General features: G+C 49.5%; 10 protein-coding genes. 1 reads left to right on the plus strand and 9 read right to left on the minus strand.

Translation table 11 applies throughout. The features are described from left to right. The first annotated feature begins 352 nt into the window (after positions 1-352). Positions 353-571: a hypothetical protein gene (locus ACFOFO_RS26395; protein ID WP_390333533.1), complete on the plus strand. Its 219-nt coding sequence runs from the start codon at positions 353-355 to the stop codon at positions 569-571. Positions 572-1,361: 790 nt separating this feature from the next. Here the strand turns inward: ACFOFO_RS26395 and pilV are convergent. The 9 genes from pilV to ACFOFO_RS26440 form a co-directional block, all read right to left on the minus strand. Then, on the minus strand, positions 1,362-2,855 hold the full coding sequence (pilV, locus tag ACFOFO_RS26400; protein WP_390333535.1) for a shufflon system plasmid conjugative transfer pilus tip adhesin PilV: 1,494 nt from the start codon (positions 2,853-2,855) through the stop codon (positions 1,362-1,364). Beyond that, positions 2,825-3,787: an ATPase, T2SS/T4P/T4SS family gene (locus tag ACFOFO_RS26405; protein ID WP_390333537.1), complete on the minus strand. Its 963-nt coding sequence runs from the start codon at positions 3,785-3,787 to the stop codon at positions 2,825-2,827. Before ACFOFO_RS26405 ends, pilV begins: the two co-directional genes overlap by 31 nt. A 25-nt stretch (positions 3,788-3,812) precedes the next feature. Further along, positions 3,813-4,355 carry a type 4 pilus major pilin gene (locus ACFOFO_RS26410; protein WP_390333539.1) on the minus strand — a complete coding sequence of 181 codons (543 nt, stop codon included), beginning with the start codon at positions 4,353-4,355 and terminating at the stop codon, positions 3,813-3,815. Between the two features lie 81 nt (positions 4,356-4,436). Continuing rightward, complete coding sequence (locus ACFOFO_RS26415; RefSeq protein WP_390333540.1) at positions 4,437-5,513, minus strand: type II secretion system F family protein; 1,077 nt, start codon at positions 5,511-5,513, stop codon at positions 4,437-4,439. Between the two features lie 17 nt (positions 5,514-5,530). Beyond that, the gene (locus ACFOFO_RS26420) at positions 5,531-7,048 is read right to left on the minus strand and encodes a GspE/PulE family protein (protein WP_390333543.1); all 1,518 of its coding nucleotides are present in this window, start codon (positions 7,046-7,048) and stop codon (positions 5,531-5,533) included. An 11-nt stretch (positions 7,049-7,059) separates the two neighbouring features. Then, positions 7,060-7,533, minus strand: coding sequence for a hypothetical protein (locus ACFOFO_RS26425; RefSeq protein ID WP_390333545.1), 474 nt, complete (start codon positions 7,531-7,533; stop codon positions 7,060-7,062). Continuing rightward, positions 7,520-8,869, minus strand: coding sequence for a type 4b pilus protein PilO2 (pilO2, locus tag ACFOFO_RS26430; protein ID WP_390329778.1), 1,350 nt, complete (start codon positions 8,867-8,869; stop codon positions 7,520-7,522). Before pilO2 ends, ACFOFO_RS26425 begins: the two co-directional genes overlap by 14 nt. A gap of 2 nt (positions 8,870-8,871) precedes the next feature. Continuing rightward, positions 8,872-10,530, minus strand: a complete 1,659-nt coding sequence (gene pilN / locus ACFOFO_RS26435) for a PilN family type IVB pilus formation outer membrane protein (protein ID WP_390333547.1) — start codon at positions 10,528-10,530, stop codon at positions 8,872-8,874. 1 nt (position 10,531) lies between these two features. Further along, positions 10,532-10,924: a TcpQ domain-containing protein gene (locus ACFOFO_RS26440; RefSeq protein WP_390329786.1), complete on the minus strand. Its 393-nt coding sequence runs from the start codon at positions 10,922-10,924 to the stop codon at positions 10,532-10,534. Between the last annotated feature and the right edge of the window lie 294 nt (positions 10,925-11,218).

Consider the following 11,218-nt stretch of genomic DNA (forward strand, 5'->3'; position numbering starts at 1 on the left):
GGCTCCACGCGATATTGACTGGTTCCCTTGACTCAGGGCGAAATCCGGACAGTCGCGCAAAGACTCCACAGCAACACAATGCTGTATGGCGCTGGGTGTCTTGTTGCTTGGATCGTCAAGGGGTTCAAGTCCAGTGCATCTTGATAGTCGCCCATCCCTGCGCTCAACCCGGACTCCTGATAAAAAAATTGAACCGACATTGATGCTGAAATAACGGGCGTTGCTGGGAAATATACCGACATTGAGCAAATGAGCCGGCATCCATGTCGTTCACTTCAAAGGGCGCTCCACGATGTTGTGCCGCCCAACTCCTCGGTCGGTAACAACAGATCGTCATTGCAGGAGGTTTCTTATGGTTGAACACGAGAAAGCACTTGTTTCCTTTGACCGTTTCGTGGAGCTACTGAACGAGGAGTTGAAACATTCGCCCAGCTACCGAGACGGCATGCGATTTATCAACATGGGTACCGGTTACGACTTCATAGCCCCTATGCTGTCGATCACTGAGAATCAAAAACTAGATAAGTGGGTGTTTGACCGCGTACGGGGCAAATACAGCATTGCTCTCTGAGAAACGGAATTACTGACCGATATTGATTCAATGACAGACTTATTTGGTCAAATCGTTTGGCTGGTCGGCTTAGTCGCGCTCCTTGCACTACTTTGGATCGCAAACTATGCAATCAACAAGATCGGAACCTTACTCACTGGGCGCCCCGTCGAGGTCGATTCTATGTTCTTCATTGGCGGCGCATTCATAGGAATGCTTTTTCTTCCATCGAGCGATCACGCTACGGCTGAGTCTCGTCTCATGTTGGCACTCGCCATCATTGCCGGCGCGTTTGTCGGTGGGCTAATCGGACTTTTTGTAAATGTATATTCGTCACGAAAGCCGTCACCGAGTTCCGGTTCACCTCACGCAGAAGGAACTGCTTCAACACAACGCTGGAGCGTAAAAAACGCGATCTCCATACTTGGGCGGTTCTTGTTCGTTTTGCTTCTCGTAATATGTGGGGCAATTGTCATAAGGGTCAGACTTGGCGAAATGCCAATTGTGAGTCCACTCATTAAGTACCTGCGACATTTGCTGTAGGGGCATAGCACTAGGCCGCCCAACCCACCGTTCTACCGTTCGCTGCGCGATAAAGCGGTGCGGCGCCGGTGAACTCAGGTGTTGAACGGCTGCTTTTGGGAATCCTGACCGGCTGGTTCGGGTCGATTTGCGACATTCATGGGCAGACACATCCTGTCAGATCAAATCACGATTACTACAATTGATGATTGGCGCCGCATCCCGGCATTTTCTGACGTAGCTCTTTTTGCTTCACGATACAGGCTTGCCTAATTGCATGCGGATCAAATCAGCTCGCGCACATTGCGAACGGTCGGAACACGGCATTCGATCCAGATCCTGTGATCATCCATGAATTGGAACCCGGGTCGGGGATGTTAACGTCAGGTGCATTTTCCGCGTTATCCCACCAAACCAATTGATAGCCGCCACTTAACATACGAGTTCCACCGGGACACGTCGCATAGCTGGTAGTCAATTTACCGGCATTCGGTCCCGTCACCTGAAAGAAGTTTGTGTAGCCGCCTAATTGACTGGCCCATTTGCCAATGCTGCGAAAGTAAGCGTCGTTTAAGTAGGCTGATCCGTTAGCACTTTGAGCCTGCGCGTTATCCTGCGCAGCGGCATTGCGCGCCATTACCGCCCAATAATCACGCTGCGTTACTAACGTGCCGTTGTTTGCATATATATCGCCGACAACAAGCGGAGCTGGCGATCCATCATAATGTTGAACATAAAAACTACCGTTCTGTCGCACGGCCGAGTTTGCCGTATCGCCGTAAAAAGCCGAACTGCCAACTTGCAGATTGTTCCCCCCTGGCACGGCAACAGTCGGCGCGGTAATCGTTCCACTCGCATCTAAACCCATTCCCACGCCTTGATTATCACGCAGGTTAAACCGGCGAGGCTCGCCACTACCGGAGAGTGCAATATAGCCTTCAGCATAGCCCGCAGAGTGAAATTGGATGGTCGGCTTTTTACCGGTTGACGATGTACTCTCGGAGAGCATGAGAGTCGGCGTGGTGCCTGCCGGCGCACAACAGGTTCCCGCACCATCAGAAGAGAGGGCTGCTTGCTTACCACTCAAGACGCCCACGTTATTAACATCTTTGGTCGTCATGTCGAGCGCCGTATTCATTTGATTCAATTCGGGATGACCGCCCACCGCATTGCGGTAAAGATAATCGCTTACTTGTTGTCCGTCCTGAAAAAACAATGCGCCAGCAATTTTCCCGCCACCAGGAGAGCTTCCATAGTTGGCGAACCCCATCGTCCACCCGCCGTACGCACCCTGCGCTTTTGTTGTATCGAGCGACGAGACATAACCGCCTGACGCACCCATCAATTGTGCAATGTTGCGGATATTTTTTTCACTTATCACCTCCCCGCCTGTCGCGACAACCATTGTTTCTAATTTATTCGCTGCGGTCTTGAAGACTCGAATCGAATACGATTGCCCGTAGGGGTTGACCGTCGCAAAGTTCGACCCAAGATAGCCGGCAATATCGGTTGTCGTATAAGTTGCGAGCGGATTTGCGGCGGCTTGAACAGTCGAATAATTGGCCTTAATCATGCTCGCTGCACCATCCATGATCCCTTTAGCGTGCTCCGCAGCGGCTTGGTTAATCTTCATGTCGGCATCATTCTCAAGCCATTGGATGCCGAGGCTAAGGCCGGAAAGCACAACTACCATTACGATAATGACTTCGAATGATAAAAAGCCTTTCTGGATTCGTGCTTTCATGTTTGTCCCTATGACGTTAGCTTTTGCTGCATTGTCCATGCGAGTATGGTTGCCTGTTGTGCCACATCGTCACTCAGACTACTTACTTTGCCATCCCTGATTTTCGCCTTGACCGAGACCATATCTTTAACTTCGAGGCAGTGTGCTTTAATTCTGGTGATGTGAGCACCACCGGGCGTAGATATTTTTGTTGAAGAAAGCCAAATAACCATAGCCAATCCGTCAGCCATTAATTGATTCGTGTCTTCAAGTTCTGATTTACAGTACGCGGACATGCGCTCAATGCCTTGAACCAGGCCACCAGCATGCAAAGTTGAAATTACATAGTGACCGTTGATGCTTGCCTTTAGCACTTCAGCCGCCGTTGTCTCATCCCTAATTTCGCCGATAAGCATAATGTTGGAACCGGTTCTAAGGGCCTTCCGCATGGCTGACTTATAGCCGCCGCGTCGATCACTAACGGGAATTTGGTAACATTTCCCATCACCCCATATCGCGTTTAGGGGCGTCTCTACGGGGTCCTCCAAAGCAATGCCCACACCGCCATTTAACTTTAGCCATTCAACAACCAATGACGATGCGGTAGACGTTTTACCGGTCGCCATTTCTCCAACAATAAGCACCAAACCGCGCATATCGCGCGCCAACAATTTATCGATCAAGGGCTTGGCCAAACCAAGATCGGCCAACGGGCGAATTGATGCAGATGAGCGGCGAAGAATGTAAATGGTTTTTCCCATTACATCATTCATCGCCGTAACCCGGAAAATAATATCGTCGTAATTTAGAGAGAATTCTTCCTCCCGCATCTTTGCAAAAATTTTGCCGCACTCTAGACGAATTGCTTTTATATCGTCGTCCAACTCAATGGGAGCCACACATCGCCCTTGCATGCCCCCCATCCCGGTTATGTCCGCAAAGTCATCCCCGATGTAGAGATCAACAAAGTTAATTTCATTGATCTGTTTCATACTGTGACCTCGCAGGATTTGGGTTTTACGACGTTGTTGTCCATGCGATCGTGTTCGTCGCAGCACTGCATTGAGTGCCTGCAACCGCCGCAGTAACCTCGCCGACGATAGCGGTGTTGGCATTGATTTTGGTCGTCGCGAACGTACCGCCACGCGATACCTTCGTGGCGAGCTTGATGCAGCCGGAGGCGGTAACGGAGTTCTGCGTGATGGTGTAGTTTGGTCCATTGCTTACTACCTGGACCGTGCCGCCATATAGGTTGTACGGCACGCCGGTAACAACAGACATATTTTTCGGAATACTTTGATTCGATACAAGCGTAGGAACTAGATCGGTCCCACTTGCCCCGTAACCAGATGTACTTTTTAGCCCCTTAGTATTCGCAAAGAGTGTCTGTACGTTACTCAGCTCTTCGGTTGTATCTGAATTGCCGGTCAAAATATCCATCTTGGACGCGCCGAGAGCCAGTAGTGTGAGCACTACAATCAGCACGATAATTACTTCGATGGACAGAAAACCGTATTGTTGATTGACACTGGATTTCCGACGTTGGAAATTTGTACTCATGACACCCCCTAAAAATTAGAATTAAAAAACGTATTACATTATATAAGCACACCCGGCGAATCTACTACAAAAAATACATTTTTATTGCCGCATACCATTAATTAGAGCGTCTGACATACCACTGGAACCGGCCAATACGAGCAGAATGATTGCGCCGTTAAAACTGATCGCGCACGCCAGGATCAGCTTCGAAGCCTTGCCAAGATTGGTCACACTCTCTTCCATCCATCGGCTACCGAACGCCTCAAGATTTTCTTCGGAGCCGCTTTGTCCCGAAATAATTCGAAGAAGTTGAACTCCGCGCCTGTCGGGAAAATCGTGACCCGCTCTATGTAACGCTTCACCAAGGTTTGCACCGATATTGACGCCATGTAAAGCATCTTCGATTCGCTCCTTCAACCAAGGATTCGCGCGAGCCTTCAACATTTCTAGAACCACAGGAAGATGCACGTCCGCACTTAACAGTACTCCGACGTTCAAAAAAAATGTGCTCCCATGCAGCATTCGGTAGATGCTCCACGGCGGTATTTTGTCAAGATAGTAGCGCGCTCTCCCGCGCAAAAGAGGCAAGCTGACGATGATAGCGACCACGGAAACCAGAATACCAATGACTAAGGCAGAACCATAATTTGTCACCAGATCGGCCACTTGTTTGAGCGCTTGTGCTTCCCCGCTCCACGTCTCCGGATTTGAACCACGGCCGAGTTTTGGCACCAAATCGGTTGCAACCTTCCGCAACAGATAAGCTGACATAAGGAAAAGAAAAGAGGGATAAAGTGTCATAGTCCAGACCGCCGTCATCACCTTCTTTTTGCTCTCAATCACCATCTTCGCTTTACGAAAAGACGCCTGCAAGTTCCCCGATTTTTCTCCCGCCTGGATCAATGAGTATTCGTCAAAGCTTACCCAATTGAACAGCACATCAGAGATTGCCTTGCCGTCGTTGATCCCCATAAGACAATCCTGGCAAACCATCGCGATGATGTTGCGCGGCTTCTTCCCTTCTTCGCTAAACACGCCGTACAGCTTTTCAACAGCTACCTTCAAGATCACGCCGTTATCGAGCAACAGGGTCAACATTTCATAAAATTCAAAGCGATCTTTCACCCTGAATTGTCCTGCAATCCACCATTGCCGCACTTTATCGAAATCAAACATTCATTTTTCTCCGGGCGTCAGGCCAATGTAATTTCGTCTTCGTCCAAAGGGCACACTTTTTCTTCGCCTACGGCCGGATCGATCAGACCTTGGTTAATTTTGTAGATCAAGTGCGCATTTTTCGTCATGCCGTTAAATTCTTTCACCCACAATGCGCGCGCTTTTGTTCCTCCCCCTCTGCGATATTCATTCATGATTTTTTGGTTAGGTATGCATACTTCTGCCAATACGGTTCTGCCTTTAATTCCACGACCTTTACACGATTTGCAACCACGATCCACGCCTCGCAAAAATACATTCGCCGGGACACAATGTTTTTCGATGCGTTGCTGTAGATCGGGCTCTACGTCATGTTTGTGCTTTAAATATGGACGTTTGCAATCAGGACAATTCAACGCGGCCAGGGACTGATTGATGAGGCCAGTAACGAGCGACGCATCAGTTACGAACGTGGGAGCAACGCCAATATCGACCAGTCGATCCAACACCTGTAAAGCGGTATTGGCATGCAGCGTGGTCCAAACACCATGACCGGTCATCGCTGCACGAAAAGCAGTAGCAGCAGAGTCCTTGTCACGCATTTCCCCGATCATCATGACATCTGGATCAAGTCGCATTGAACTACTGATAGAGCGCGTCCATTCCCGTCCAACCGCCTCGGGATCATCGCGATCACAAATCAGAGGTGTTTGCACCGCCCCATCGATGTGATACTCAGGCGGATCTTCTATGGTCAGCAAATGGATTTTGCTGCCCATCTGCTTCATCATTTCGGACAGCAGCGCATCAAGTGAGGTTGACTTGCCAGATCCAGTAGGGCCTGAAAAAATATTGATCCCGGTGGTCCGCTTTGTCATCCTGCGAATCAATGGTATTTGCCGGTCGTTGTCATAACCCAGCTCCAAAAGAGATTTTTTCATGCCGGCGTTATAGAGCAGCCGCAGTACCACAAGATTTGAGTAATTTGTTGGACGAGTCGCAATTCGGGCGCTATACAGCCCCATCGATTTCAAAAACTCACGCTTGATGCGCCCGTCCTGCGAAGTGCCCTTCTTGTACTGCGTGTCCGCAACGTCGGTCATAGAGCCATACATTGTCGCGCACAACGCCTCACCGTCTTCGCTATTGTATGAATGCAAGGGTTCAAGATAACCATCTACCCGCATCAATACAGCGGTCGATTTTTCACCATTCCGAAAATGCAGGTCACTGGCACCTTCTTTTACGGCCTCACCAATCAATGCCGCAATTTGCTTCTGTCTAAACGAACTGTCATTTTGCACAGTCTTTGATTGCGCACCAGCGTACAGTTTTTGAATCTGTTCAACCGAAACAACGACCATTCGGTATTCGACGTCCATATGCTTGAGTAACTCAATATATGACATCACCGACATGTCTTGTTTGTACGATTGCGCCACGTACAAAATTCCATCCGCCGTCAGACAGACCTTCTCCCTATCAGCAATCGGCACCTGAATAGGCCCGGAATTGGAGATAACCTGTGCCTCAAGAACCAGGTCATTCGCACCCATGTTGGACTCCTTTATTGACCTGGCGGAATAATAGAAGGCATTTGATATGCGTTTTGTGGCTTTTCTTTGGCAGTGGCTCTAGCAGTTGGAACTACCGCCGAAAAACCGACCGAATATTTGTCCCTTCCCTTCCTTAGATGGACAACTTGTGCCGCGTCATTCGCCTCTGCGACGATGTAACCGCCCGGAATCACGTCTCCGACGCGCGCCGGCACTTTGACATTGCCTGGGTAAATAAAAACGATATCGCCGTTCAAAATCGATTTCAGGACGGGCAAAGTTCCGTCACTATCAGCCCCGATCGCGCGCTTACTTGCCAACTCCGCCCTCGCATCCTCCTGCTTTGCTTGGGCTTTCAGCAAGGTAGTTTGCGCCTGGATCTTTGCGAGATCTCCAAATGTTGCGACCTCTGCAGCTGCAGCCCCCAGCGACAAAGCGCTGAGTGCCAGAAAGCCCGTAACAACGTTGAATTTAAAGCTTTGCATAGATGTCTCCTGATACTTTGAATTTGAGGGTTGCATCTTCGTCGTTCAGTTTTACAATAATTTGTCGTATGCGAACACCATTTTTATGGACGATTACCTCGGCGAATTTTTGTGGCAATTCATCTGTTTCATAATCGAACGAAAATTCACTCCAATCGGGTTGCGGCGCCGACGCCGGGGGTTGTCCGGGTATAGGTGGCGGAATCGGGACCTCAATCTTCTTTTCTGCAAAGGGCGCAGCGATTCCTACGGATTGAAACAATGTCGTCAATTCCGTCAATACAATATCCACATTTTCAACAGCCACATCACCCGTAAACGGCGCCTTCAAGTCACGTCTGACGGTTGCAACGGTTGACTGCACCCCAAATTGCGGAAGATCAAGGAACTGACCGCTGGCCTCTCGAATAAAAGCTTGTACCGTAGTCCCTTCAACTGTTCGTTTGTATTGGAAAGTGACTCCCTTAGCATCGCATGTCGCACTATCCGCGACCCATCCACCGATGTTAAGAGGCGCAGTCGATATGACACCCCAACAGTTGGTAGCAAAATCCAGTGCGCTTGGTAAGGACGCCCACGGATGAGCAAGCGCCTGCATCGATTGCTTCTGTTTTGTATTCTCGTTCAGACGTTTTAATTCGGCTTGCCGTGCCAGTTCGATCACAATCAGACGTTCGCGTGCTTTTTGCTTTTGATACGCCTGAAATTGAACAAAACCGACTCCAGCAGCAATCAGAATTGCGATCAACACAAGGCCTGTAACGAGTTCACCGCCCGTCAGTCCGAAGCGCAATTGCTTCAGTTTGTTATCCGCCTTCAACCGTTTCGGTTTAAGGAGTTCGTTTATATCAACTTCGCGCTGTGCAAATTGAAATTCCGCTGGCGCAAAAATTTGATCTTCTTGGAAGGTGAAAAGATTGGCGCACTCTCTCAGCTTATGAAGTGCTTCATCCCGATTGAGAATCACATCGTAGCCAGGCACAATCGAATTATCTTGAACCGCAACTACCGCGAACCTTCCATCGGCCAGCGCGAATGCGCCGAGCCACGACGGGCCTAATTGTCCGGCCAGCGACGCAGCAAGGCTATACATCCCCTTCATCGCGCCTATTTTCTTGCTCACAAAGCCGGCTTGAATGCGTGTCCCGCGACGAATGGCGACCACATCCCAATTGCGCAATTTCCCAATACCGCGCGCTTCGGCCATATACCCGCGCGGCGACGAAAGCTGTTGCCAAAACAGACCAGCAACAAACTTTTTATCATTGATCACTACGATGTTGCGGACTTCCTCCGCACTCCGCTGATCCTGATTGTGTGTATCGGCTTTGGTCATGACTACTCCATGATTTCAGGAGTGATCAAGACGACCAGGTTTGTTTTAGTCGTGCTTCCTTTGATCGACCCACCGAGGGCAATATTGTTCGGTGAATCGACGCCCGACTTTAATGACGATTCATCCAACTGGTCGAATCCGGACACTACCAAAGTCTCACCAGCGCGCAACCGTACTTTTTGTGTCGAATTAATCGGAAGATCGACTTCTGGAACTTCCGCACTTGAACCATTTGACGAGACCTTGCGAATGTCCCGCAAGGACGAAAGATTGATGCTGAACTGCAGCAGCATGCGATTGTCTTCGAGTACGTATGGCAGGAGAGACATATTAAAGCCAGTCGTTACGATTCCCGTCTGGATAGTCGTTGTATTACCCACCGAGGCCGTGGATACATTTTGAGAGCCTGCCAGGAATCCATTTTGGCGAGCCACCTGGACAGATACCGGCTGTAAATTAAGCGTCGAGGCCGACGGATTGCGAATAATGCTAACGCCGCCCTGTTCGGCTAACGCATCCAAAATTGCCTTGCTTCCGGCCCACGGAGAGGAACTGGTATTAACGATTGAAAAACTGCCGCTCGTGCCACCCTCGACTGCACCGTTTGCATTCGATAAGCTGAAGCCGTATTTTCCTGCGACGGTCTTATATACCGCCTCCCAACTGATACCAAGGGCATCCGAAGTGTTCGTTGTGACAGAAGCGACCTGGACATGAAATGTAATTTGCTTGGAAAGAGCCTCATTCTGCTTTCTCACATACGCCCTTACCCGTTGCAGTGCGTCGGCATTGTCGGTCACAGTAATCGAACCTGTTGCCGGCGAAGTAGCATAAATCCCCTTCGGCGAAAGCATGCTTCTAACCGCCGCTGTCACATCGTCCCAAATATTGGTTTTCAGGCTAACGGTTGTCGTTTGGCTTGATCCACTGTTGCCGCTAACCCCACCAGAGGACCCTCCACCAGATCCTCCGGACACCCCATTGACCATTGTTGTCCCGCTCTGAACCACCGAATTCATGTCGGTACCACCAGCGATGGTCTGGAGCTGATACGTTTCTGTATCAACGTTGTAAATCTTGATTTTCCCCTCTTCGAACTTCCACAATATGCCAAACCGGGCCGTAACAATTTCAAGGAGGCCGGTCAAGTTTCCCTTGTAATTTATGTCAATCAGATTGGCGTTTTGCGCACCAGGACGACTCGCTGCGCCGGCTTGAGGAAACGCGAGTACGTTTGGAACTACAGGCGCTTGAGTCATTGCGTTGGCCGCTTGCGCAACGGAAGTAGGATTCTCGATTTGAGCAATTGCATCAGGTGTTACACGAACAGAAATATTGCAATATTTCGTAACAATCTGACTAAATTCAAAAATCGAAACTGCTTCGCTTGTCTGCAAGTTTAGTTTGCAGTTTAGCTCCGGCACATTTACCTTTTCCTTTACGACCATCGGACGCAAAGACACCCATTGCTCATCCACGTAGCGAACGGTCTCACGCACCGGCTTTGTTTGTGCCTTGCGCAAAGCATCTACCTGTCGTGCTGTATCTTCTTGGGACTTGTTGATCGCGCCCTGCCGTTGATCCACCTTCCCGAAAGTAGAGCAAGCGGCTACGCTAATGGACAATAACAATCCCAGGGCAATCGTATTAAGGATTCTCATTTTATTTCCGTGTTGTGACATAAATTAAGGACTGACGAAGGCTAATATCAGCGTACAGTGGCTTTTCCGCGCGCTCATAGAGCTTTACGAACTGCGCCGCAGCTTCATCAATGCTGCCCTCAAAACGCAGCGGCCCTTCTAACTGGTAGTCAGCTTTACCCATATCAAAAACGACGGTCCATTTTGCTTTCTTAGCCCAGTTGTCCAGAGTGTCGCGGAATGTACTGCCGCGTTCTGCCGTCCACACTTCCTTTGGAACGATTTTAACCGCCACTGGCGCCGGTTTTATAATGGGCGTCGGCACCGTCTCGTCAACCACGAGCAAGCCGGCTAATGCCATTGCCGGCACAACCATGAATAAAGCCAGCACACTTATTTTTGTATTCCCTAACATATCAAGTCCTTTTCCAACGTCGGAAATTATGGCGCTCGTGCGCTCATGGGTGGATGAAACAGCATTACTATTATTACGATATTATAATAGCATAATGGTTAAATTATTGTACTATTTTTTAACCAGAAGAATCTAGATTCGCGTCGCCGTGCGTTCTACGCCGAGTACTGTAGGGAGGCGGAATACATGACACTGCGGATACATGGAAATCAGCAACTTGGCAACCTGGCTAAGTACCTCACTGGTACAGGCCAAGCCGAAATAGCGAAACTGAGCGGACTCGCCACATGAATT

The organism is Pseudundibacterium arcticum, assembly GCF_042646465.1.
Classification (GTDB): domain Bacteria; phylum Pseudomonadota; class Gammaproteobacteria; order Burkholderiales; family Burkholderiaceae_D; genus Undibacterium_A; species Undibacterium_A arcticum.